At 56.9% G+C, this 22,581-nt stretch carries 19 protein-coding genes and 1 tRNA gene; 13 read left to right on the top strand and 7 right to left on the bottom strand.

The window, feature by feature from the left end; translation table 11 throughout:
* Nucleotide 1 precedes the first annotated feature (1 nt).
* Nucleotides 2-757, top strand: a complete 756-nt coding sequence (locus tag ACR0DS_RS09375) for an ABC transporter ATP-binding protein (RefSeq protein WP_480518282.1) — start codon at nt 2-4, stop codon at nt 755-757.
* Between the two features lie 209 nt (nt 758-966).
* Nucleotides 967-1,707: an outer membrane protein gene (locus tag ACR0DS_RS09370; RefSeq protein WP_480474891.1), complete on the top strand. Its 741-nt coding sequence runs from the start codon at nt 967-969 to the stop codon at nt 1,705-1,707.
* A gap of 155 nt (nt 1,708-1,862) precedes the next feature.
* Here the strand turns inward: ACR0DS_RS09370 and ACR0DS_RS09365 are convergent.
* A tRNA-Ser gene (locus ACR0DS_RS09365) sits at nt 1,863-1,952 on the bottom strand.
* 432 nt (nt 1,953-2,384) lie between these two features.
* Between ACR0DS_RS09365 and ACR0DS_RS09360 the strand changes: the two genes are divergently transcribed.
* Both ACR0DS_RS09360 and ACR0DS_RS09355 read left to right on the top strand, forming a co-directional pair.
* Nucleotides 2,385-4,367 carry a phosphatase PAP2 family protein gene (locus tag ACR0DS_RS09360; protein WP_480558700.1) on the top strand — a complete coding sequence of 661 codons (1,983 nt, stop codon included), beginning with the start codon at nt 2,385-2,387 and terminating at the stop codon, nt 4,365-4,367.
* Between the two features lie 184 nt (nt 4,368-4,551).
* On the top strand, nt 4,552-5,760 hold the full coding sequence (locus ACR0DS_RS09355) for a hypothetical protein (RefSeq protein WP_480558702.1): 1,209 nt from the start codon (nt 4,552-4,554) through the stop codon (nt 5,758-5,760).
* A gap of 8 nt (nt 5,761-5,768) precedes the next feature.
* On the opposite strand, the gene ACR0DS_RS09350 is transcribed toward ACR0DS_RS09355, so the two are convergent.
* Nucleotides 5,769-6,710 (bottom strand): YcaO-like family protein, encoded by a 942-nt coding sequence (locus ACR0DS_RS09350; RefSeq protein ID WP_480486528.1) that lies wholly within the window; start codon nt 6,708-6,710, stop codon nt 5,769-5,771.
* Between the two features lie 68 nt (nt 6,711-6,778).
* On the opposite strand from ACR0DS_RS09350, the gene ACR0DS_RS09345 reads away from it, so the two are divergent.
* Both ACR0DS_RS09345 and ACR0DS_RS09340 read left to right on the top strand, forming a co-directional pair.
* Nucleotides 6,779-7,090: a hypothetical protein gene (locus tag ACR0DS_RS09345; protein WP_480482958.1), complete on the top strand. Its 312-nt coding sequence runs from the start codon at nt 6,779-6,781 to the stop codon at nt 7,088-7,090.
* Between the two features lie 32 nt (nt 7,091-7,122).
* Nucleotides 7,123-8,742 carry a hypothetical protein gene (locus ACR0DS_RS09340; RefSeq protein ID WP_480482960.1) on the top strand — a complete coding sequence of 540 codons (1,620 nt, stop codon included), beginning with the start codon at nt 7,123-7,125 and terminating at the stop codon, nt 8,740-8,742.
* A 6-nt stretch (nt 8,743-8,748) separates the two neighbouring features.
* On the opposite strand, the gene ACR0DS_RS09335 is transcribed toward ACR0DS_RS09340, so the two are convergent.
* The 3 genes from ACR0DS_RS09335 to ACR0DS_RS09325 form a co-directional block, all read right to left on the bottom strand.
* Entirely contained in the window at nt 8,749-9,132 is a 384-nt protein-coding gene (locus tag ACR0DS_RS09335) for a carboxymuconolactone decarboxylase family protein (RefSeq protein ID WP_480482962.1), read from the bottom strand.
* A gap of 235 nt (nt 9,133-9,367) precedes the next feature.
* On the bottom strand, nt 9,368-10,456 hold the full coding sequence (locus ACR0DS_RS09330; protein WP_480558704.1) for an aromatic ring-hydroxylating oxygenase subunit alpha: 1,089 nt from the start codon (nt 10,454-10,456) through the stop codon (nt 9,368-9,370).
* Nucleotides 10,453-11,340: a MurR/RpiR family transcriptional regulator gene (locus tag ACR0DS_RS09325; RefSeq protein ID WP_480558706.1), complete on the bottom strand. Its 888-nt coding sequence runs from the start codon at nt 11,338-11,340 to the stop codon at nt 10,453-10,455. Before ACR0DS_RS09325 ends, ACR0DS_RS09330 begins: the two co-directional genes overlap by 4 nt.
* 68 nt (nt 11,341-11,408) lie before the next feature.
* On the opposite strand from ACR0DS_RS09325, the gene ACR0DS_RS09320 reads away from it, so the two are divergent.
* The 6 genes from ACR0DS_RS09320 to ACR0DS_RS09295 are packed head-to-tail and all read left to right on the top strand — an operon-like array spanning nt 11,409 to nt 18,995.
* The gene (locus ACR0DS_RS09320; RefSeq protein ID WP_480558708.1) at nt 11,409-13,862 is read left to right on the top strand and encodes an FAD-dependent oxidoreductase; all 2,454 of its coding nucleotides are present in this window, start codon (nt 11,409-11,411) and stop codon (nt 13,860-13,862) included.
* Entirely contained in the window at nt 13,862-14,944 is a 1,083-nt protein-coding gene (locus ACR0DS_RS09315) for an alcohol dehydrogenase family protein (protein ID WP_480486535.1), read from the top strand. The genes ACR0DS_RS09320 and ACR0DS_RS09315 overlap by 1 nt, the downstream gene beginning before the upstream one ends.
* Nucleotides 14,941-15,519, top strand: a complete 579-nt coding sequence (locus ACR0DS_RS09310) for a dimethylsulfonioproprionate lyase family protein (RefSeq protein ID WP_480539056.1) — start codon at nt 14,941-14,943, stop codon at nt 15,517-15,519. The genes ACR0DS_RS09315 and ACR0DS_RS09310 overlap by 4 nt, the downstream gene beginning before the upstream one ends.
* Nucleotides 15,516-16,622, top strand: a complete 1,107-nt coding sequence (locus ACR0DS_RS09305) for a mandelate racemase/muconate lactonizing enzyme family protein (protein ID WP_480558710.1) — start codon at nt 15,516-15,518, stop codon at nt 16,620-16,622. The genes ACR0DS_RS09310 and ACR0DS_RS09305 overlap by 4 nt, the downstream gene beginning before the upstream one ends.
* Nucleotides 16,619-17,722 (top strand): mandelate racemase/muconate lactonizing enzyme family protein, encoded by a 1,104-nt coding sequence (locus ACR0DS_RS09300; RefSeq protein WP_480506630.1) that lies wholly within the window; start codon nt 16,619-16,621, stop codon nt 17,720-17,722. Before ACR0DS_RS09305 ends, ACR0DS_RS09300 begins: the two co-directional genes overlap by 4 nt.
* 1 nt (nt 17,723) lies before the next feature.
* Complete coding sequence (locus tag ACR0DS_RS09295; protein ID WP_480558712.1) at nt 17,724-18,995, top strand: aspartate aminotransferase family protein; 1,272 nt, start codon at nt 17,724-17,726, stop codon at nt 18,993-18,995.
* A gap of 223 nt (nt 18,996-19,218) precedes the next feature.
* On the opposite strand, the gene hemC is transcribed toward ACR0DS_RS09295, so the two are convergent.
* Entirely contained in the window at nt 19,219-20,184 is a 966-nt protein-coding gene (hemC, locus tag ACR0DS_RS09290) for a hydroxymethylbilane synthase (RefSeq protein ID WP_480539054.1), read from the bottom strand.
* A gap of 106 nt (nt 20,185-20,290) precedes the next feature.
* Between hemC and hemE the strand changes: the two genes are divergently transcribed.
* On the top strand, nt 20,291-21,325 hold the full coding sequence (gene hemE, locus ACR0DS_RS09285) for a uroporphyrinogen decarboxylase (protein ID WP_480506635.1): 1,035 nt from the start codon (nt 20,291-20,293) through the stop codon (nt 21,323-21,325).
* Nucleotides 21,326-21,406: 81 nt separating this feature from the next.
* Here hemE and ACR0DS_RS09280 read toward each other — a convergent pair whose 3' ends face one another.
* Nucleotides 21,407-22,495 carry a CaiB/BaiF CoA transferase family protein gene (locus tag ACR0DS_RS09280; RefSeq protein WP_480558714.1) on the bottom strand — a complete coding sequence of 363 codons (1,089 nt, stop codon included), beginning with the start codon at nt 22,493-22,495 and terminating at the stop codon, nt 21,407-21,409.
* Nucleotides 22,496-22,581: the final 86 nt, after the last annotated feature.

Here is a 22,581-nt window from a genome sequence, read left to right as displayed (position 1 = left end):
AATGAAGGCACTGGAAATCAACCATCTGAATGTCTGGTTTGGTCACGCGCACGACCGGGTCGATGCAGTGAAAGACGCAAACCTTGAAGTCGCGCAGGGCGAGAGTTTTGGCCTTGTGGGCGAAAGCGGGTCCGGCAAGTCGACAATTCTGAGGGCAATAACGGGGCTTGCACCGCAATGGTCGGGCACAATCCGCGTAGAAGGTCTGGCTATATCCGGGTCCCGGCGGGATCGGTCATTCTTTCGGACCGTCCAGATGGTGTTTCAGGACCCCTACGCGTCTTTGCATCCGCGGCACACTGTTGATCAGGTTCTCAGTGAAACAATTCATCTGCATGGGTTTGGAGATATCGATAAACGCGTGAGCGATTTGCTCAACGACGTCGGACTTGGGCGAAGATTCCGGTTTCGGTATCCACACCAGCTTTCCGGTGGTCAACGACAACGCGTGGCAATCGCAAGGGCCTTGGCAGGTGAGCCGGACATTTTGCTTTTGGACGAACCCACGTCGGCTTTGGATGTCAGCGTTCAGGCCGAGGTGCTCAACCTGCTGACTGACCTGCGCAAACAGCGCGGATTGACCTATCTGATGGTATCTCATGATCTTCCGGTTATCGCACATATGTGCGAGCAATTGGCAGTTATGAGAAATGGTGAAATAGTTGAGGTCATGTCCTCGGAAACTCTGCGTTTGGGGAACCCAAGCCACGAGTATTCCAAGCAATTGTTGACCGCCTCTGTTGCCCCAAACCAGTAGCGACTTCGTTAGAAGCGGGATTTATCCTACGTATGATCAGTTCGGGTGACGCACGACAGCGGCCTTTAGCATTTCCTGTGTGAACGCATCCTGTGATTAATAAGGACCGTGTTGGCGGTACAGCGATCGAGATATTGGAAAAGGCTACAAATTGTGCAACCGTGAAGTATGCAAGTAATGCAATATAAATTCTGGCAACGAGGTCACTGATGAAAAGCAAGGTGCAATACTTGGCGATAGCGTTTGCGTTACTGATCGCACCGCCTATTTCAGCCCAGCAATCTGACTGGTCTTTTGCGGGCACCGCTTATCTGTTCATGGCCGAAACGGATATTTCCCTTAGAACACCAAGTGGAACAATCGACGGCACGTTGAGTTTTTCAGACGCTCTCGAAAACCTGGACTTTGCGTTTATGGGCGGCATTTCCGCGTCTAACGGGCGCTGGTTGTTGCTTGCTGACTATAACTACACCGATTTGACGTTCAGTAATTCAACTCCCGGCCCAGCGTTTTCGAGTTTGGACACCTCCGCCACCACGCAATTTCTCAGCGGCTATGTCGGATACCGTGTTTATGAGACACCCGCGATCAGCGTGGCCCTTGCCGGCGGGTTCAGGTGGTTCAGCACGGAAACCACATTCCGATTGCAACCGGGGATCGTCGCCGGGCGAAGTGTGACGATCGACGACAACTGGACTGATCCGGTCGTCGCTGCCCGCGCACGAGTTCGGATTTCTGACAAATGGTCAGGGACCGGATTTGTAGATTACGGTGGATTTCGGAGCGGTAGCGAAACCTGGCAAGTTCTGCTGACCGCGGATTATGAAATCAATGACAGATGGCTGATCCGGGGCGGCTACCGCTATATCTCCTTTGATCATGAGATCAACGGCAATGATTTCAGGTTTGACCAGTCAGGCCCGCTGCTGGGCGCAACGTACAGGTTCTGAAGACAACGTCAGGCGCATCCCTGATACTAACCTATGTTGCAACAGCGGCTGAACGCGGTTGTTTCTAAGGGCTGTCGTCGCTCGATAGTCCAGAAACGCACTGTCTGATTTCAAATAAGCTTTTGCTTTTTATGATTATTTTTTACTTTGGTAAATGGCGGAGACGAAGGGATTCGAACCCTCGAGACCCTTCCGGGCCTACTCCCTTAGCAGGGGAGCGCCTTCGACCACTCGGCCACGTCTCCGCCGACGGGTATATCCGTGCAAGCAACGGAAATACAAGGTCAATTCCGCAAAGTTTGGTTTTTTTTGCAGATCTGTCCGAACTCTTTGAAATAGAACGGAATCGCACCGGTTTGCATACACCATTTGTAAGTACGGGTTCACTTTCTTCAGGCCCGATGCAGTTCGTAATATCCTTAGAATCGCGGGCCTTGCCTGTGGCATCTGGCCTGATGTACGAGAATTTGAACGTGGCAAGTCTACAGCGGAGTTCAAGTGCTCGGTTGGCTTTGCAACGTGGAACCGGGTCACGAGTTTTTGCGTGATTGCGTTCCGTGCGCCAGTGCGAACCCAACAACTTATTGAAAAAGCATAGAAAACACATTCTCTTTTTGGAAGTCACGATCCGGTAACGCCGTGATGCGAATCGTTCTTTCGTCGTTGAGGAGAACATCATGTCGCAACATACCGTTCCGTCTGAACCATGGCAGAACCCTGACGAAGCCAATCAAAAGGTAGGCCGGGGTCGGCGCCGTTTGAGTGTGTTGGCGCGTTCCACTCAGGAGGTTTTCAAGGATCACAACGGTGAATCGGACCTTTTTGAAGGGACATGGCCCACGAATTTCTCGAAGGGTTTGCGTCATGACGTGAACGGAATTGTCGACGCGCAGGTCTATACCGAGTTTCTGGAAGAAGTGGCGGATCCGACCTGCACCGACAATCATGGCAATCGGTTGGCGTTGTTCGACACGCCAGCCTATTCCGGGCCCTTCCGCACCGCGCCATCAGAGGGTGGTGAATTTAGGTGGCGTGCGTGGGAAGGGCCAATCCTGGGCCATCGGCTTGGTCTCAACGGATGTGACGCGGGGGGGGTGGGAATTGCACCCGCGCCCCGGCTTGGATCGGATGAGTTGGCGGCGGAGATGGCCGAGATTTACGCGATGGCCTATCTGCGGGATGTGCCGTTCGAATCCATCAGGGATGGTGCCGGTGATGCGGCCAACGTGGCGGGTGCCCTTTGTCAGATGGAATGGTTCCGTCGCGATGGCAGCCCTCGGGACGCTGATGGCGCAGAGATTGGAAAGGTTTCGGCGGCGCGGCGGGTTCGGGACGGTGGCGGCCTGACCCCTCAAACCCTGTTTCGCGGTTGCTCACAGGGCTGTGCACAGGGACCGTATCTGTCGCAGTTCCTGGTACAAGGCCACGATCCACTGACAGCAGATCAAGCGCGCCGACAAAAGCAAAAGCTGACGCAGGCAATGGCCGTCGGGGCTGTTCCCTTCGGCGCTTTGAGGATCGACCAGAAAATCCAGCCGCAGGCGGCGGGCGTGGACTATCTGCGGGATTGGGCTGAGTGGCTGGACGTTCAGAACGGGGCGGACACGACGGCTGAACAAGCCTTTGAGAGCGAGGGAACGAAATTCATTGAAACACCGCGCGACCTTGCCTCTTACGTGCATTTTGACAGAATCTATCAGGCTTTTTTCAATGCCTGCCTGCTGATGCTGGGACAGGGCACGCCGACAGATGAAGGTTTGCCCGAGGATGGATATGCCGGTGTGCGTGATCCAGGCTCTGCCTGCGGCGGCGCGCACGTACTGTCCCTGTTGACGGAAGCCGGGGCACGGGCCCTGAGGGCCGCGAAACGCCAGACGTTTCAGGTGCACAATCGTGCCCGGCCTGAAAAGCTGGGCAGTGTTACGAGTTTGATGGCGAACGGTCACGGCGCAACCCTTGGCGCGGCCGAGCCTTTTGCCGCGACCCATCTGGGAAAACTCGAAGCGGCGACAAGCGAAGGTTTCAGCCTTATGGATGCAATCGCCGCCTCGCCTTCGGTGAAGCGGTTTGCGCATAACGCCATTTCCCATAAGGGCTTGCCGCGAAATGACCGTAACTTGCTGCTGCCGGTTGCTTACCCCGAAGGGTCGCCAATGCACCCGTCTTATGGGGCGGCTCATGGTGCCGTTGCCGGGGCATGCGTCACAGTGCTCAAAGCTTTCTTCAGAACGCACGCTTTGGATGGATCACGGGTGTCTTTGGCTGCAGCTGGTCTGCCTCGGGTCCTTGTGCCAGCTGCGGGGGGTAAGACCCTGATCGACTCGACCCGACCAGAAGACAGTGCAGACTGCCTGACGCTGAATGGCGAGCTGAACAAGTTGGCTGCGAATATTGCACTTGGGCGCAATTTGGCGGGCGTTCATTTCTATAGCGATTATTTCGACAGTATCCGGATGGGTGAGCGTATCGCGGTCGGAACACTGGCAGAGCATATGGCAAAATCACCGGCGTTATCGAAAGTGTCGCTTGAGACTTTTGACGGCGATCATCTCAGCATCTCGGGAAAACGGTCTTCTGGCAGTGAAATCCACGTAGCCAATAGTTCGCCTGAGTTGTGGTGGACCCGCCACCTGCCAGAGCAGGCAGGTTGGGGCGGATGAGGTTTCAGGTTTTTTCGGAGGGAGATTTTTCATGATGCTTCCGTGCCCGTCAACGATGATGATCTCTCGAACCAGGCTGGAACTGCCGTGGCAAGTATTGATGGCAGATCAGCCCTGCATTTCAGATACAAATCGGTGTTCGGTGATGGCTGTTTTTCAATCTCCAGGTTGCGCCGATAGGGGGGTGAGTGAAGCCGCCCTGTCGGACTGGAACTTGAGAATTGAAGAGTTCTTCGATGGCAATGGAGTGAGCCCGTTCCTGGTCATGGACCCAGACGACATCGTCGATGGTCAGATATCGACGGGGTTCAAATGGTCTGCCAACCCGCGCGAGCCCCGGGATTGTCTGGGCGAGGATCTGGCCGCCAGTCTTTCGGATCGGGGTTGGGCAAGCAGGGCTGAGCTGCACAATGAATTTCTGGAATATGCGCTGATTTTACGGCTCGATTCCGAAGGTAAAATGCGGCCGAAGCGCTTTGTCGCCACAACCGAACTGATGGAGTGGTGGAGAACCATGGCAGTGTTCGATCTGGATCACTTCCTTTCGGTCGTTGAAACCGTATCCAGATGTTCATATTCCTGCGAAGAGTTGTTCGAGGTTTCGCGAGCAGACTGGTGCGCATTGGATGTGCCTCAACGCATTGCTCGTTTTCACAAAAGATTGGTGGGAACAGATTTTGCTCATCCACCAGAGCATCCGTTGAATATCGAACATGCTTTGTTCATGACCAGAGAGACGAACAGCCTGAGCGACCTGATCGCTACAATGCATCTTTCCTCATTCCCATATGTTGTCGGCAATGGTGAAAACAGAAGGCCCGCGCGGCTTGATGAAGTGTTACATTTTGCCGACCGACAGGATTTGTATTGTCGCCATGCGGGATCTGGTTTGGCGGGTGAAGCCCTTGATCTGGCCTTCTCCAGGGGCACAGCGACACCGACAGGGCGCGCGATGGCGTTCGCGAATCCTCTGGGGCTTTATATTCGGGCGTTTCACATGTCCGAACTCTTCGTGGATGCGGTGAATGTGCCGACAGATTGGGTGCGTTATCCGCGCGGTGAAGCGGGAATGCCCATGCGCCTTGAGTTCGGGCCGGGCGACGATGATCCGCGGTTTCTGGACGATATCACCATGGGAACAGGGTCGACCGCACGGCCTGCGTCGGGTTATGCGCTTGCCGGCCTGATCGAGGTTGGCCCTTTGATAACAGTGGCGGCCAATCCACGCGCGATCACAAGGGTCGAATTTGTTGAAGTCCCGCCAGTTGATCCAAGCGACATCGTTTGTGGACTGCCGGAAACCCAACGATGCAAACAGATTTCTGAATTTGCGGACCGGACTGAAACCGAGGTCTCTGGCAAACTGGCGCTAACTCGCCAATTCAGTCACTGACAAAGGTTTCAAACCGGCACGGCTTTGACAACGGGCAAAGGTATTTCCGGCGCGGTCATATCGAATATGGCAATCGGGCGACCGGCAGCGTTGGCCGCCGCTGTCAACACAGTCATCAGCGTCGGGTCGGGACTCTGCCAGGCGTCCACATCGAAAGAGGATGCCGGAGTTGTCGGGCGATCGGTTCGCGCGCCGCGATACAGTCGGAACAAGCGCGCCTGTTCCTCATTCATCGCGTCATCTGTCACGCCGGTGTGGTCAAGCGTCACCATATTGCGCCAGGACACAACCGCTTCGCATGCCGCGTGCCAGACACCTGTCGCCAGATCGGCGGAAAAAGCCGTTCCATAGGTTGGTCGCCCGCCATCCGCATCGGCGCAGACCGCACGCAGTAGCAGGCCGACGCCCGAAACCATGCGAACGTGAACGCTCAGATGACGCAGGTAGGTGTTCAGCCAGCGGGTCAGATCACGCGGCAACGCTGTTTCGGGCAACACTTGGTCGAAACCGCGTGGTCCAAGCGCGTGTTCCAGGCATTCAAATGCGGCCCATAACGCAGCGGCCTCATGCGTTGGTCCGGCTGCGGCCCCCTTCGACGTGATCTGCCCATCGCTGCCCGGCGCACCCAGAGCAAGGGCATCATTTGGCAGAACATGCGTGGCACCATCCGATGAAATCAGGCTTTCGCGGGTTTCGGGCGAATCCGCGCTGTATTGCAGCGCATAACGTTCGATCGCTTCGAAACCCGAAAGTCGCGCGGCTACGTTCCGGTTACGCGCTGTGCCAAAGGACACGCGATGTTTCATTGCGCCAGCGGGTGGCACTGTTCCGTTTCGCAAATTGACCATGCGAAAGGCGGTGTGGATCGGAGCACCTTTGGGAAATTCAGCAAAAGAAGGTCCGGAAATAATCCCTGCGTTTTCGGCCAGTTCAATCAGCGCGTCGGTCATTTTTGTTTCCGGATAGGTATGTAACGGGTTATACAAATGGTTGTGGTTGTTAAGAAAGGACTTTTAGTATGGCTCGTTTGACTATTAATCCGAAATACACACTTAAGGATCTTGGGTGTGAAGTTCTGAACGCCGCCCGGAGCAACGCGCTGGGGTCACAAGAGGGTCGCGACGCGGCTGAGCGGCAGATTCATGAAATCCTTGCTGATGTCGGTAATCCTGCGGTGGAGTTTGTTTATGATTCCAAGAACAAGGTTCATATCGTAATCCCTGATCTGAGCGATAAAGAGCCAGACCCAAATCCCGATCACGAGTCATGGTGCTGCAAGCTGGCCTATGAAGCGATGGGTGGCATTGTCGTTTATGGCTGTGGTTCCTGATCGCAGTATCTGAACTTGCCTGAGGAGTTTATTTGAGTAAGGCAAAAACCAAGATATTCCTGACCGGTCCGTTTCAGGTGATTTGCAACGACGGCCAGGATGCAACACCACGCGGCACCAAGGCGAAAGCGCTTCTCGCCTTGGTGTTGTTGTCTAAGAATGCTGTTCGCAGCAGGGCCTGGCTGCAAGACAAGCTTTGGAGCAAAAGCTCACCTGCACAGGGTGCGGCCTCGTTGCGCAAGGAACTTAGTGTCCTGACCAAGCATCTGGCCGGGTTCGGTCTGGGGTTTTTGGACATCGGGCGCGAGAATGTCTCCATCGACCTGAAAGCGCTTGAAATTGATTTGTTTGATGAACCGCTTCAACCGGATCGCGCCGAGCTTCTGGAAGGGTTGGATGTTGCAGACCCGGAATTTGAAGACTGGTTGGCAGTTGAACGGCAAGCGTATTGGGACGTTGGTTTTGATGAAAATGCGCCTGTCCCGGTTGGCGCGCGCTTTCCATCCCATTGGGGGCATCAGAGACCTGCAATTGTAGTCGAGCCGTTTGAAGTAATTGGTGACGATAACAATATCAACGTTGCGGCGGCGTCGATACGGGACGAATTGCTTTTCCTCTTGGGTACGTTGTCGGATGTCATCGAATTGCGTGATGCGCGCAGGCAAGAAGGGCCTGTCGACGGCTATATGCTAAGCGGCAGCGTGGTAGCGGCCGAAGGACTGCGGGTGGCGGCACAATTAACATCAACCGTGGATCAGGTGTGCCTATGGACCGAACGTTTCCGGTTTCGGGAAAAGGATACGTTTGACGCCGTTGAAGAAATCGCAATGAAAGTTGTCGAAGCGCTTCAACTACGGCTGCGGGATGGTCACTGGTCCGACATCTGGTCAGCACGCGCCACATCCACCGAAGTTTGGACGGCATTTCAGAATGGTCGCATTCAGGAGAGCCTTACGACCAAGGACGGCCTGTTTCGTGCCATCCGCCAGTATGAGGTCTGTTTGCAGCGCGATCCGGACTATCTGCCTGCGCGGATCGCTGTCGGATTCTGCCGCCTGGATCTGATCCGGTTGGGCATGGAAGATTCGCCGGAAAAAACGCTGGCTCTGGTCGAGGCCGACTGCGCCGTCATGCGTGAAAAACACCCGGCGGATCCTTATTGCGCCGCACTCGAAGCGTTTACCCACAGTGTTGCTGGCCATACTGCCGAGGCTTGCCAGCTGATGCGCAAGGTACTTGAGAGGTTCCACAGCAGCCCCGAATTGCTGGGCTATTATGGTGTCTTGTTGATGTATGATGACCGGCTTGAGGACGGAATAGCCACGTATCGGCAGGCCCTCGCGTTAACGCCGCACCCGCCGATCTGGATCGAGGCGAACCTGTCCATGACCCTTGCCCTCTCCGGAGACAAGGCAGCATGGCAGCACGCGCATAATGTCTTGCGAGTGGACCCCGGCAGCGTGCGGGCGCGGGTTGTGTTATGCATGTTGTCCGCCGCCGCTGGCAACCAGTCACTGGCACGCCGGCACGCCCGTCGCATCCTGGAATTGCAGCCCGGTTTCACGGCAGAGCGCTGGGCCTGGCCGGGCTGTTTCAAAAACAGAAAATACTATGACGAAGGTGCACGACTGTTGGCCGAAGCAGGTCTGTGATGGCGTCTAATTGTCGTCCAGCACTTTGCGGGCGACGCGGAAACACTCCAACGCCTGCGGAACGCCGCAATAAATCCCGACCACGTGGATGATGGCGCGTATTTCTTCTTTGGTCACCCCGTTGGTGATAGCACCCCGGCAGTGGATTTCCCATTCATGCATCTTTCCCAGTGCTCCGATCATGGACAGGTTCATCATCGACCGCGTTTTTGCGTCGATCACGTCATCCCCCCAGCCAAAACCCCAGCACCAGGCGGTCATGGCTTCCTGAAACGGGCGGGTGAAATCATCTGCTGCTGCAAGGTTCTTTTCCACATAGTCCGCGCCCAGTGTATTCTTCCGTTGTTCCAACCCTTTCAGGAACAGGTCTTCGTCAAATAAGTCGGCCATTACGGGTCTCCGGTTTGTCAGCGTGTCAGGCGGTGTTTGTATGCGGGATCGTAGTGTGATTTCATCCGGTGGTGCACCTGTATACCCGGTCCGGCATGTCCACTATGTCGATATACCCAAGTGCTTTGGGCAAAATCCGGTCAATTTCGCAAGGGTGCCAGTCCTTGGGCATCAGCGTGGTTGATCTACCCGCTCAAGGGTAGGGCAAGCAGGTTATGTCTGCCTGGGGTGGGTTTCATTCCACGGCCTCGCGCATCCATTGTTGCAACTTGGCGATTGAGTGTTCGGACATCACACCGCAGCCCGGATCCAGCACCAGCGGGCCGGGGCAGTAACCACGGGATCTGAGGCCGCGATGCACGGATTCCACAAGCCGGATGTCTTCTTCGACCGTTGTTTCCCTGTCCTGAACGGCCAGTTGCCGGATCACCGCGCTTTCCGAACCACCTTCAGTGTACCAACCGCGCCAGACGGTGCAGTGATCCGTGTCATTTGCGCGCCAGTGATATGTGTTCAGCACATTGCCCGGATAGCACTGGAACGAAAACATCGGCCACAGGAACCAAGACTGGTAATCGCCCGCATGAGGCACCGACAGGTCGATTGGGTAAGTCATCTTGTCGAGGCTCTGACATTCGGTCGTGTGGCGCAGCACGAAACCGCCGCCTGCATCGGGTTGGATGTCGTAGGTTTCGGGCTTGACGACACCTTCAGCGAAAGTCGGGTGGTTGCTCGGGCAGTGATAGCATTCCGAATAATTCTCGACGCTGACCTTCCAGTTGCAGTGTTCCGGAATCTCGACCCATTCCAGCGGCTCGAGTTCGTCGATATGCGGGACGAATGCACGGATTTCCTGCCGTACTCCGGGATACCAGTCATCCATCGGGGCTGCCTTGTCGTCGAGATTGACGAAGATGAACCCATTGAAGATTTCGGTCCGGACCGCCGTCAGGCAGATCGCACTGCGGTCAAATCCGGGGACGGATTTGATATTTGGACCCGCGCGCAACTGACCTGACAATTCATAGGTCCACGCGTGATAGGGACAGACGACAACGCGGGTGTTGCCTGTGCCCGAGACCATTTCATGCGCACGGTGCTGGCAGACATTATAGAAAGTGCGAATTTCGCCATCGCGCCCGCGAATGCAAAACAGGCTTTGCCCGGCAATCTCGAAGGCAAAGTAATCTCCTGTTTCCCGAACCTGCGCGACATGGCCTGCGAACTGCCATGTTCGGGCCAAAAGCCCCTGCATCTCCTTCTCGAAAATGGCGGGGTCGGTATAATATCGCGCGTCCAGTGAGTGGGTCAGCGGTGCGTTCATTCGGGTTCCTCCGCATAGATGCCAAGCTGATGGCGACGACGATGGAAACGTTCGACCCGTTCGACGATCTCGTCGCTGGATACCGCGATCACGAAAGACAGCAGCGTTTCCAGCAGCGCGATGGTCGAAACGGATGACGGGAAAAACTGTGGGGTATCTGCTGCGACGACAAACCCGTGATGGGCGTTCCGGATCACAGGGCTGGCCGGACTGTCCGAGATACCGATGACAGTCAGGCCCTGCTGACGTGCCAGTTTGACCGCCTCGATCACTTCGGTGCGGTAGGGATGACAGGTGATCGCAATCAGCACGTCCTGCTCATCGGCCCAGGCCAGATCGTCCATTGGGGTTGAACCGGGGCGGGGGATTGCATGAAACTGCTTCATCCCGGTCGAAGCCAGATAAGTAAAGTTGCGCGCGTTGGAGTTGTTGACGCCTACGCCGAGTGTGAAAATCTGGCGAGAATTCCAGATGATTTCGGCAGCAGATTTCAGGCGGGTCGCGTCGATCCCTGCAAATGTTTCCTCGATATTCCGGATTGCGGCACCGATCATATCGGCATACAGCCCGCCCAATTCACCGGATTTGCCGATGTCCTGAAGCCATCTGGCGCGGTCTGGAAACGACACGCGCCCTTTTCGGATCGCGTCGCGAAAGGGTTCGCGAAAATCTTCGTACCCTTCAAACCCCACTTGCCGCGCCATGCGCACGAATGTGTTGGGCTTGACCTTTGCCGCCTCGGCAATTTCGCGCACGGTTGAAACCCCTACATCCGTAGGGTTTTCCAGAACGTAACGCGCGGCTTTCTGCGCCTCAGGGGTCAGGGCGTCCCACTCTTCGGTCAGGCGATCCAGAACAGTTGATGATACATTTGTGTCATTCATGATTGACGATGGTACAAATGTGGAATTAGCCTGTCGAGCAGAAAAGCGACTCGGGAAGAGGAAAATTCATGTCCGGGAATGAACTGCCGTCACACGCACGTGTGGTCATCGTCGGAGGCGGCGTCATGGGCGTTGGTCTGGCCTACCATCTGGCCCATGAAGGCTGGGGCGAAGAGACTGTTCTGCTGGAAAAGGCCGAGCTGACCAGCGGCAGTACATGGCATGCGGCAGGGCAGATTACGCATTCAACCTCAAGCTTTGGTCTGGGCAAATGCGTCGATTACAACATCGGTTTGTATTCCGGCCTGCTTGAGGCCGAGACAGGTCAGCCTGTCACATGGCATGGCTGCGGCTCGTTCCGTCTTGCCTATACCGAGGATGAGATGGACTGGCTGCGCCACACGCTTTCGGTGGGCCAGTCGCTGGGCTTCAATATCGAACTTGTCGGTCCCGAGAAGGTGGCCGAACTGCATCCGTTTTATAACCTCGAAGGTGTTTTTGGCGCTCTGCACACGCCGGATGACGGGCATGTGGACCCGACAAACGTGACCATGGCGATGGCAGCCGGGGCACGCCAGAAAGGCGTGCGCATCTTCCGCAGTTGCCGGGCGACGAACATCACGCAGGGCGCAAATGGTGAATGGATTGTTGAGACCGAACGGGGTGCAATCATCTGCGAGCATGTGGTGAACGCGGGTGGCACCTACGCGCGCCAGATGGGCGAATGGTCCGGGCTGCAACTGCCCATGACGTCAATGACGCACCATTATTTTGTGACTGAACCGGTGCCGGAATTCCAGAATCTGGACAAAGAACTGCCGGTGATCCGCGATGACCGCAAAGTCTCGGGTTATATCCGGATGGAGCAGCAGCGTGGCCTGATCGGAATATACGAGAAAGAGAATCCGAACTCGGTCTGGCATGATCACTGCCCGTGGGAGTACGAGAACTGGTTGTTCGACGCGGATTATGACCGGGTAATGCCATGGCTTGAGGAAAGCCTGAACCGGATGCCAATCTTTGCCGAGCTGGGCATTCAGCGCGATGTGCATGGGGCGATTTCGCACCCGCCGGACGGCAACCCCCTGATCGGTCCTGCGCCGGGTGTGCGGAAATACTGGTGCTGTTGCGGGACGCAGATCGGGATCGGCTGGGGCCCGGGTCTGACCCGAGAACTGGCGCGCTGGATGGTGCATGGGGCTGCCGATATCTCGATGCGGGATTTCGATCCGCGCCGCTTCGGCAGCTATGCCACCAAAGACTGGCAAGTGATCAAGGCGGAAGAAGATTATTGCTTACGTCACGAAATCCCGTTTCCACACTTCAATCGACTTGCAGGGCGTCCGATCAAGCCGTCGCCACTGTTTGAGTTGCTGAAGTCTAAAGGCGCGGTACATGAAGAGGTCTATGGCTTCGAACGCCCCCGCTGGTTCGCCCGGGACGGCGTGGAACAGCGCGATCACTATTCCTTCCGCCGCACTCCTGCCGACGACATGGTCGCGGCCGAGGTCAAGGCAGTGCGCGAACGTGTCGGCATCATGGATGTCACCGCCTTCACCAAAGTCGAAGTATCGGGGCCCGATGCTTATACTCTGCTGGATCGGTTGACTGCTAACAGGATGCCGCAAAAGGTTGGCTCGATCACGCTGACCCATATGTTGAACCGCCGTGGCCGGATCGAGTTGGAGACAACGATTGTCCGCATGGCCGAAGACCGCTTCTATCTGGTCTGTGCAGCGTTCTTCGAACAGCGCTTGCTTGATCATCTGGCGCATCATCGCAAGGGTGAAGATGTGCAGATCAACGCGCTGTCGTCAGAATGGTCGGCCTTGTCGCTGAACGGCCCCAGATCACGCGAAGTTCTGGCGCGCTGTACGGCTACCGATCTGAGCAATGCCGGGTTCCGCTGGCTGTCGGCGCAAGAGGTCACCATTGCCGGTCATAAACTCTGGGCGTTTCGCATATCTTATGCGGGCGAACTGGGTTGGGAGCTGCATATGCCCAACGCTGCCTGCCTCGACGTCTACAATGCGCTATGGGCTGCGGGTGAGGCGTATGGCATTGCGGACTATGGCAGTTTCGCCATGAACGTGATGCGGATGGAGAAGGGCTTCAAAGGGGCAGGCGAGCTGACAAACGAAGTCACGCTGGCAGAAGCTGATGTGCTGCGCTTTGCCCGTACGGACAAGGGCTACCTGGGCAAGGACAAGACGTTGAACACCGATCTGCCATGGGTATGTGCCTATCTGCAAGTCGAGCCGGATGGCGAAATTGATGGCCATGGAGGCGAGGCGGTGACGCTGGACGGGCGTGTCATAGGCTCGACAGCTTCGGTCGTATTCGGCCACACGGTAGGTAAGATATTGGCCTTTGCATACATCAAATCCGAAGCAGCAAAAGCGGGAACCGAGTTGGAGGTCGTGATTCACGGCAAGCCGCGTTCGGCCCGAGTACTGGATAAGCCCGCCTACGATCCAGACAGCCTGCTGCCCCGCACAGACGCAGTAGTGGAGACCGCCTGATGAGCCTGCCCGCCACAATGAAAGCCATGGTCACGATGGGCCACGGAGGGTTAGAGCAGATAGTTTGGCACGATAAATGGCCGCGTCCTGAACCTGCGGAGGGTGAAGTGCTGATCAAGGTTGCGGCATGTGGCCTGAACAATACGGACGTCAACACGCGGTCGGGTTGGTACTCCAAGACGGTCACAGCCGCAACGACCGGTGGTGCGTTTGAAGAGGTTGGCGAAGAAGATCCCACCTGGGGCGGTAATCCGATCACCTTCCCGCGAATTCAAGGGGCCGATATCTGCGGGCATATCGTTTCCGTCGGCGAAGGTGTTGACCAGGCACGTATTGGCGAGCGTGTCATCACGGATGGCTGGCTGCGCGATCCGGTGGAACCCGACAATATGGACAAGACTGGTTATTTCGGCTCGGAACGGGATGGTGGTTTTGCCGAATACGCGACAACTCTGGCGGTGAATGCTGTGGCAATCACCTCGAACCTGACGGATGCTGAACTGGCAACTTTTTCCTGCTCTTACTCCACCGCCGAAGGCATGTTGACCCGTGCCAATGTGACCGGCGAGGATACGGTTTTGGTTCCAGGTGCTTCCGGCGGTGTGGGCGGTGCGCTTGTGCAACTGGCCAAACGGCGCGGCGCGCGTGTGATCGCGATGGCATCCGAATCCAAACACGCGGACGTGGCCAGGCTTGGCCCTGACGTCATTCTGCCACGCGCTCCTGCGAACCTGCGCGAGGCGCTGGGCGTAGAAAAGATCAGTGTGGTCGCAGATGTCGTGGGCGGACCATACTGGCCGAACCTGATCGACATTTTGGAACGGGGTGGCCGCTATACCTGTTCGGGCGCAATTGCAGGCCCGATCGTCGAACTTGATCTGCGCACATTCTACCTGCGCGACCTGACCTTCACCGGTTCGACCGTCATTGACCCTCAGGTCATGAAGAACCTCGTAACATACATCGAGGCTGGTGAGATCAAGCCAGCGCTTGCCGCGACATACGCGCTGAAGGAACTCCGAGAAGCACAAGCCGCGTTCATCGCGAAAGAGCACACCGGCAACATCGTGGTGATGCCATGACGCTTGACGATGTTCTCGAAGCTGCCCGGCAAATGCACCATGCGCATCCGGACCTTGCTGCGTTCGCGCCTTGGCCGGGTGATCTGACCCCGACGGGGTTGGATGCCGCACCCATTCCCGCAACGAGGCTGGTGGCAGCCTTCGATCTTGTTGAAGACACGCCAACCCGTGACCTGATCGCGGCGGTCAAAGCGACGGCGCATCTGGCACATTGGAAACACACCTACACCGAAGACGAAGTTGGTGCGGATTTCCTGAACCGATACGGCTATTATGAGTTGTTAGGTCCTACCGGACATTTTCACTCGACCCTGCTGCGTGGCTACATCGCGTATTGGGGGGCTGGCCTGAATTACGATTGGCACAGCCATCAGGCCGAAGAACTCTACCTCATTCTTGGCGGAGGTGCGTTGTTCAAGGTCAATGGGAACGAAACATATCTTGGAGCCAATCAAACACGCTTGCACGCAAGCTGGCAAAGTCATGCCATGGTCACCACAGATCAGCAGATCCTGACTTATGTTCTGTGGCGCGGTGAAGGCATGGGTGATCTGCCCCGGATGGATATCGCATGAAGATCAAATCTATCACAGTATTTCACGTCGACCTCCCACTGGAGCACCCATATTGGTTGTCGGGCGGGCGGCTGAAATTCGAAACGCTTGACGCGACAGTCGTGAAAATCGAAACCGATGCGGGGTTTGTTGGCTGGGGTGAAGGGACCCCATGGGGCCATACCTATGTGCCCGCGCATGGTCCGGGTATCCGCGCCGGAATTGAAACGATAGCGCCGTTCATTCTGGGCCTGGATCCGCGGCGGGTTCTGGATGTGGAACGGGTGATGGATCTTGCCTTGCCCGGGCACCTTTATGCCAAAAGCCCAATTGATATGGCCTGCTGGGATATCGCGGGTCAGGCGGCGGGTGTGCCGATTGCCGATCTGATGGGGGGTGGATCGCGGACACCGCGCCCGATAGCGTCCTCGGTCGGGGCGAAATCCGTCGACGAAACGCGCGCGGTCATAGAGCGGTACCGCCAGCGGGGCTACATCGCCCATTCTGTGAAGATCGGTGGTGACGTTGAACGGGACATCGCGCGTGTTCGCGATGTCGAGAGTATTCGGCGACCCGGCGAGATCGTTCTTTATGATGTCAATCGTGGCTGGACGCGTCAGCAAGCGTTGCGTGTGATGAGCACCTGCGCGGACCTGAATGTCATGTTCGAACAACCTTGTGAGACGCTGGATGACATTGCTGCAATCTCGGGGCTTCACCCGTCACCCGTTTCAGTGGACGAAAGCCTCGTGACTTTGCAGGATGCGGCCCGTATTGCCCGCGATGGTCTGGCTCAGATTTTCGGGATCAAGTTGAACCGCGTCGGCGGGCTGACCAAGGCTGCGCGCATGCGGGATATCGCGCTGGCCCATGGGATAGACATGTTTGTAATGGCCACAGGCGGTACGGTTCTGGCCGATACCGAAGCATTGCATCTGGCCGCGACCATCCCGGATGACAACTGCCTTGCAGTATGGGCCTGTCAGGACATGATCACGGTCGATATTGCCGGTGGGCGTGGGCCTCGGAATGTTGATGGCCATTTGCACCTGCCAGAAGAACCCGGGCTCGGTGTTCATCCGGATGAAAGCACATTGGGTGATCCAGTGGGAGTATACGCTTGAAAATCAACAAGATAACGCTCTGGTCTGTTGATCTGACAAGTCACGAAACGTACCATATGGCTGAAGGCAAGACCTGTGCCACTGTGAAATCCCATGTCCTGAGCCTTGAAACGGACACCGGTCACAGGGGGTGGGGTGAGGTCTGCCCGATCCCGCATTACCTGCCGGCCTATGCGGACGGCGTGCCAGGTGCCATTGCTGAGATGGGGCCCGAAATTCTTGGGATCACCCCTTTTGGTGCAGACTCTCCCATGCGCAAGCTGGACGGGTTTCTGCAAGGGCATCAATACGCGAAATCGATCGTCGATATCGCGCTTTGGGACCTGTTCGGTCAGGCGGCAGGGTTGCCGGTTTATGCGGTGTTGGGTGGGCGAACGCAGGCGGATATGCCGCTCTATCATTCGATCACCTGCATCGCACCGGACGAGATGGCGCGTATTGCCAAATCCGCTTTTCAAACCGGAATCCGGCAGTTTCAGGTCAAGCTGGGTGTCGAGGGAGATTGGCAGGCGGATGCCGAGCGGCTGATCAAAGTGCGCGAAGCCGTGGGAACCGGGCCGTTGGTATATGGTGACTGGAATTGTGGAGCATCGCGATTGCAGGCGACCCGTACCGGGCGTGCGGTGGCACATCTGGACGTGATGTTGGAACAGCCCTGCAAAACGCTGGAAGACTGTGCCGCTGTCCGTCAGGCTACTGGTCTTCCGATGAAAATCGACGAGAGTGCCTTTGATCTTGCCTCGCTTTTGCGTGCGTATGAACTGGGTTGCATGGATGCGGTGGCGCTTAAACTTTCGAAATTCGGCGGATTGTCAGCAATGCGTCGTGCACGGGATCTGACCGTGCATCTGGGTGCCGAGATTTGCGCGGAATGCACATGGGGGTCTGACATTATTACTGCGGCTTCACTTCACTTTGCGGCGTCGACGCCGAAAGGTTCTCTGATGAACACGTGCGACTTGTCGTCTTACGTGGCCCCGCGTCTGTGTCCTGATGCACCAATTCGTGAAAACGGCCGGATTGCTCCGCCCGAAGGTCCGGGTTTAGGTGTTGTGCCGGACCTCGATATCCTTGGCACCCCAATTCTGGAGATCGACTGAGATGCTGAAAATCCAATCACAATCCGAATGGATTGCTCGCGCGAACGAAGTTCTACCCGCCGGGGGGTTTGGCAACTTTGATCCGGGCATCATCATCGCCCGTGGTGAAGGCAGCCGTGTCTGGGACGAGGATGGCAACGAATATGTCGATTACCTGATCGGGTCGGGTCCGATGCTGCTGGGTCATGGCCACCCTGAAGTGATGGAAGCCGTTTTGGAACAGCTGCCCAAAGGGATGACGTTTTTTGCCAACAACAGAAAAGGAATCGAACTGGCCGAGGCCATCATCGACGCCGTTCCCTGCTGCGAGCAGGTGCGCTTTGTCGCGTCGGGAGGCGAAGCCGACATGTATGCGATTCGCCTGGCGCGGGCTTATACCGGGCGCAGCAAGATCCTGAAGTTTGAAGGCGGTTACCACGGTATGAGCGCCGAGGCGCAGATGAGCCTTGCCCCAAGCCGCAGAGTTAATTTCCCGCAGGCTGTTCCCGACAGCGCCGGTATCCCCGACAGCGTGGCCGAGCAAATGCTGATCGCGCCCTTTAACGATCTGGAAGCCGTCGCTGCTTTGCTGGATGAAAATGACGACGTTGCCGCGATTATAGTCGAGCCTTTGCAACGGATCATCCCGCCAATGCCGGGATATTTGCAGGGCCTCCGAGCTCTGTGTGATCAACATGGTGTGCTGTTGATCTTTGATGAGATCGTCACCGGATTCCGGCTGGCTTATGGCGGGGCGCAGGAACGATACAGGGTCACACCGGATATCTGCACTTTGGGAAAGATCACGGGCGGCGGCTTCCCTCTGGCTGCGCTTGGTGCCAGCGTCGAGATCATGAAGCATTTCGATAAGTCGAAGGTCGGGGAAGAAGGTTGGCTGATGCAGTTGGGTACCCTCTCGGGGAATCCGGTCGCCTCGGCCGCTGGGCTGAAGACGATGGAGATTTTGCGGCGTGAAGGCGCGTATGAGCGTTTGCGCGCAATTGGAAAACACTTGCAGCAGATTCAGTCGGACGCCTTGAATGAAGCGGGCATCGCGCATCGGATTTGCGGTGACGAGACTTTGTTTGACATCTATTTCACCAACGCCGAGTGCCGTGATTATCGCAGCGCAAACCACGATGATCCACAGCGCAACGCCACTTATAATGCGGTGCTGCGCGCCCATGGAATCTTCAAGTCTCCGGGCAAGCTTTATCCGTCGCTGGCGATCACCGATGCGGATCTGGAACAGACACGCATCGCCGTCCGTCACGCGGTTGATGCCATTTCCTGAAGGTTGGATGTATACAACGTAAACGGGTCGCTGTTGAGTTCAACAGCGACCCGCTACCTTTGGAAGTCGGGGGTCAGCCTCGCCCCCTCGAATACTGATTAAATCACCGGCAATCTGAAAACTTTTCGATACTTTCGCGACTGACCCGACTTCCTCATCGGTATGTCACTTTAATGCCCGAGAATCTCGGCGGTCACAGTGATCAAGTTCACACTGCCTTAAATTAATTTGAATTTTTCCAATCAAAAAAACCTGGACCCGCCTGTTCCAACAGTTCCGCTGCCATCGTGCGGGCCATTTCTGGCCCGTCTTTGACAGAACCGGTCACTTCTCTGTTCACGGTGTCCGACCCATCTGGGCGCAGGACTTCGCCGCGCAGCCTTAAGTTGTCTCCGTCCAGTTCCGCCAGGCCAGCGATCGGAGTTTCGCAAGACCCGTCCAGCGCGGCCAGCAAGGTGCGTTCGGCGGCCAGCCGCCATCCTGTTTCCGCGTGATGAATCGCTTCAAGCATTTCAGCCGCGCGTATATCGTTGCTACGCCGTTCGATGCCAATGGTACCCTGTGCAATCGCGGGCAGCATGTCATCCGGAGAAATGGCGCTGGCTGGAATCTCGTCCATGCCCAGACGGCGAATGCCAGCCATGGCCAGAAAAGTGCAATCCGCGACCCTGGCTTCCAGCTTTTTCAGCCGCGTCTGCACGTTCCCGCGAAACTCGACCACTTTCAGATCCGGCCGCCGGTTCAGCAGCTGCGCCCGGCGCCGCAATGACGAAGTGCCCACAACAGCCCCTTCGGGCAGATCGTGGATTGAGTTAAGGCGCGGCGAGATGAACGCGTCACGCACATCTTCGCGCGGAAGGAATGTGTCCAGAACCAGCCCTTCGGGCTGTTCAACAGGCATGTCTTTCGTTGAATGCACGGCGATATCGATTTCGGCGCGCAACATCGCCTCTTCGATTTCCTTGGTGAACAGGCCCTTGTTGCCGATTTCCTTCAGCGGGCGATCCGCATCGATCATGGCGCGATTGTCGCCGGTTGTTTTGATCACGACGATTTCAAAGGCCACTTCGGGCAGATCAAACGCATCGCTCAGGCGTTGGCGGGTTTCATAGGCCTGAGCCAGAGCCAGCGGTGAACCACGGGTGCCAATTCTGAGGGGCGATGCGGGGGTGGGCAGGGTCAAAGTCATGTGCACAGCTTTAGTCGCGTCACATTGCCCTGACAATGGGGGCTGAGCTTGACAAATTGCCGCCGAAGGACGACCCGTTGCCAAAACCGGAAGACTGGGGGCGAATATGGCCGAGACAAAGAAACTGCTGAGGGCGCTGGCGGGCGAAGTACAGGATGTGCCGCCAATCTGGATGATGCGCCAGGCGGGTCGGTATCTGCCGGAATACCGGGCTACCCGTGCCCAGGCTGGGGATTTTCTGTCATTATGCTATAACCCGGAACTGGCCGCCGAAGTCACATTGCAGCCAATCCGGCGCTATGGGTTTGATGCTGCGATCCTGTTTGCCGATATCCTGCTGGTACCGCAGGCGCTGGGTGCGGATTTATGGTTCGTGACCGGTGAAGGCCCACGTTTATCGACCATCACGCGGCAAGCGGAGTTTGATGCGCTGAAACCGGTTGACGCGATTCATGAGACATTGTCGCCCGTTTATGAAACGGTTCGGATCCTGTCGCGAGAATTGCCGTCTGAGACCGCGTTGATCGGGTTTGCCGGCGCGCCCTGGACAGTCGCGACCTACATGATCGCCGGGCGTGGAACACCCGATCAGGGACCAGCTCACGCTCTGCGAGAAAGCGATACTGTTTTATTCGAGGCGCTGCTGGATCGCATCACGGCCGCAACAATCGAGTATCTGTCGGCTCAGATCGACGCCGGGGCTGAGGTGGTCAAGATTTTCGACAGCTGGGCGGGTTCCCTGAAAGGTGAGGCGTTTCGCAGATACGCTGTGGAACCATGCCGTGTGATTACGCAGGCCATCAAGGAGCGTCATCCCGGCATTCCGGTGATTGGTTTCCCGCGCGAGGCGGGGGAGGGGTATATTGGATTTGCCAAGACGACTGGCGTGGATTGCGTCGCGCTGGACAATTCGGTGTCGCCCGATTGGGCCGCCAGACATGTACAGATTGATGGTTGTGTACAGGGAAACCTGGCCTCGTCGCATATGGTGACCGGTGGACAGGCTCTGGTGGACGAAACGCGGCGGATTGTCGAGGCGTTCTCGAACGGGCCACACATCTTCAACCTGGGTCATGGGATCACGCCGGATGCCGATCCTGAGAATGTTCAGTTGATGATCGATACGGTGCGCGGGCGGTAGTCAGATTAAAGGGGGCCAGCCCCCTTCTTGGCCTGCGGCCAATTCATCCCCCGGGATATTTTGCGCCAGATGAAGTGCGGATCAGCTCAGGCTGTCGAGCTCTGCGAGGATGTCCTTGGTATGCTCGCCGCGTATGGGACTGGGTTTCGCGGTCCAGTCATGACCTGAAAACCGTGGGGCGGCGGCGGCCTGAAATGCGCCGTCAAAATCCTGCCAGCAGTTGCGATGGAGGTTCATCGGGTGTGAGCGGGCTTCGTCCGGGCTGAGAACTGGGGCAACGCAGGCATCTGTTCCTTGAAACAGGGCCTCCCAATGGTCGCGTGGTTGACTGGCGAAAATATCGGTCAGACGGCGTGAAAGCGAAGGCCATAGATCACGGTCGTATTGCCGCTGAAACTCGGTATCGTTTGTGAGGCCCAGTAAGTTCAGAAATTGCATGTAAAATTTTGGTTCGAGGCATTGCACGGAAATATAGCCGCCGCAGGCGCAGGCGTAGGTGCTGCTCCAGTGGGGACCGTCCAACAGGCTTTGACCCCGGGTTTCAGACAGGTTGCCGGTTTGGCGCATTGTCATCAACAGGTTCATCATATGGGCCGAGCCGTCATAGATTGCCGCGTCAACGACAGTACCTGCGCCAGTGCGTTGCGCATTGATGAGCCCTGCCAGAATGCCTGCCACAAGATACATGGCCCCACCGCCGATATCACCCACCAACGTTGGCGGGGTCTGCGGTGCATGGCCGGGGTGTGAGGCATACCAGAGCGCTCCGGACAGGGCGATGTAATTCAGGTCATGCCCCGCCGTGTCGGCCAGCGGGCTATCCTGCCCCCAGCCCGTCATGCGCCCGTAGACCAGTTTTGGATTGCGGGTCAGGCAGACATCGGGCCCGAGCCCCAGTTTTTCCATCACACCGGGACGGAATCCTTCGATCAGCGCATCGGCTGTGTCGATCAGGCGAAGCGCGGTCTCCAGATCATTGGCGTCCTTCAGATCAAGTGCGATGGATCTTTTGCCCCGATCCAGCAGGGAACGTTCCGGCATGCCCGGTGTCGTGGCGCCCCCTTTGCGATGGATTGTTATCACGTCAGCGCCAAGATCTGCCAGAAACATGGCTCCAAACGGGCCGGGACCCAGACCTTCAAGTTCGACAACACGTATTCCGTTCAGCATCAGGGCCCTCCATTCCCGGCAGAGTTTGCTGGCTGGTGTCGGGATTGCAAGCCGGATGATTGCTGGCGCGGGCGGTCTTCCTTTTG

Source organism: Ruegeria sp. AF5, from assembly GCF_056541905.1.
The sequence above is the reverse complement of the archived record's forward strand: the minus strand, read 5'-3'. Positions and strand labels throughout refer to the sequence as shown.

Excerpts from the sequence above, each read along its gene's own strand:
- ACR0DS_RS09375 (WP_480518282.1), top strand. The coding sequence starts at position 2 with ATGAAGGCACTGGAAATCAACCATCTGAATGTCTGGTTTGGTCACGCG.
- ACR0DS_RS09370 (WP_480474891.1), top strand. The coding sequence starts at position 967 with ATGAAAAGCAAGGTGCAATACTTGGCGATAGCGTTTGCGTTACTGATC.
- ACR0DS_RS09360 (WP_480558700.1), top strand. The coding sequence starts at position 2,385 with ATGTCGCAACATACCGTTCCGTCTGAACCATGGCAGAACCCTGACGAA.
- ACR0DS_RS09350 (WP_480486528.1), bottom strand. The coding sequence starts at position 6,710 with ATGACCGACGCGCTGATTGAACTGGCCGAAAACGCAGGGATTATTTCC.
- ACR0DS_RS09345 (WP_480482958.1), top strand. The coding sequence starts at position 6,779 with ATGGCTCGTTTGACTATTAATCCGAAATACACACTTAAGGATCTTGGG.
- ACR0DS_RS09335 (WP_480482962.1), bottom strand. The coding sequence starts at position 9,132 with ATGGCCGACTTATTTGACGAAGACCTGTTCCTGAAAGGGTTGGAACAA.
- ACR0DS_RS09330 (WP_480558704.1), bottom strand. The coding sequence starts at position 10,456 with ATGAACGCACCGCTGACCCACTCACTGGACGCGCGATATTATACCGAC.
- ACR0DS_RS09325 (WP_480558706.1), bottom strand. The coding sequence starts at position 11,340 with ATGAATGACACAAATGTATCATCAACTGTTCTGGATCGCCTGACCGAA.
- ACR0DS_RS09320 (WP_480558708.1), top strand. The coding sequence starts at position 11,409 with ATGTCCGGGAATGAACTGCCGTCACACGCACGTGTGGTCATCGTCGGA.
- ACR0DS_RS09315 (WP_480486535.1), top strand. The coding sequence starts at position 13,862 with ATGAGCCTGCCCGCCACAATGAAAGCCATGGTCACGATGGGCCACGGA.
- ACR0DS_RS09310 (WP_480539056.1), top strand. The coding sequence starts at position 14,941 with ATGACGCTTGACGATGTTCTCGAAGCTGCCCGGCAAATGCACCATGCG.
- ACR0DS_RS09305 (WP_480558710.1), top strand. The coding sequence starts at position 15,516 with ATGAAGATCAAATCTATCACAGTATTTCACGTCGACCTCCCACTGGAG.
- ACR0DS_RS09295 (WP_480558712.1), top strand. The coding sequence starts at position 17,724 with ATGCTGAAAATCCAATCACAATCCGAATGGATTGCTCGCGCGAACGAA.
- hemC (WP_480539054.1), bottom strand. The coding sequence starts at position 20,184 with ATGACTTTGACCCTGCCCACCCCCGCATCGCCCCTCAGAATTGGCACC.
- hemE (WP_480506635.1), top strand. The coding sequence starts at position 20,291 with ATGGCCGAGACAAAGAAACTGCTGAGGGCGCTGGCGGGCGAAGTACAG.
- ACR0DS_RS09280 (WP_480558714.1), bottom strand. The coding sequence starts at position 22,495 with ATGCTGAACGGAATACGTGTTGTCGAACTTGAAGGTCTGGGTCCCGGC.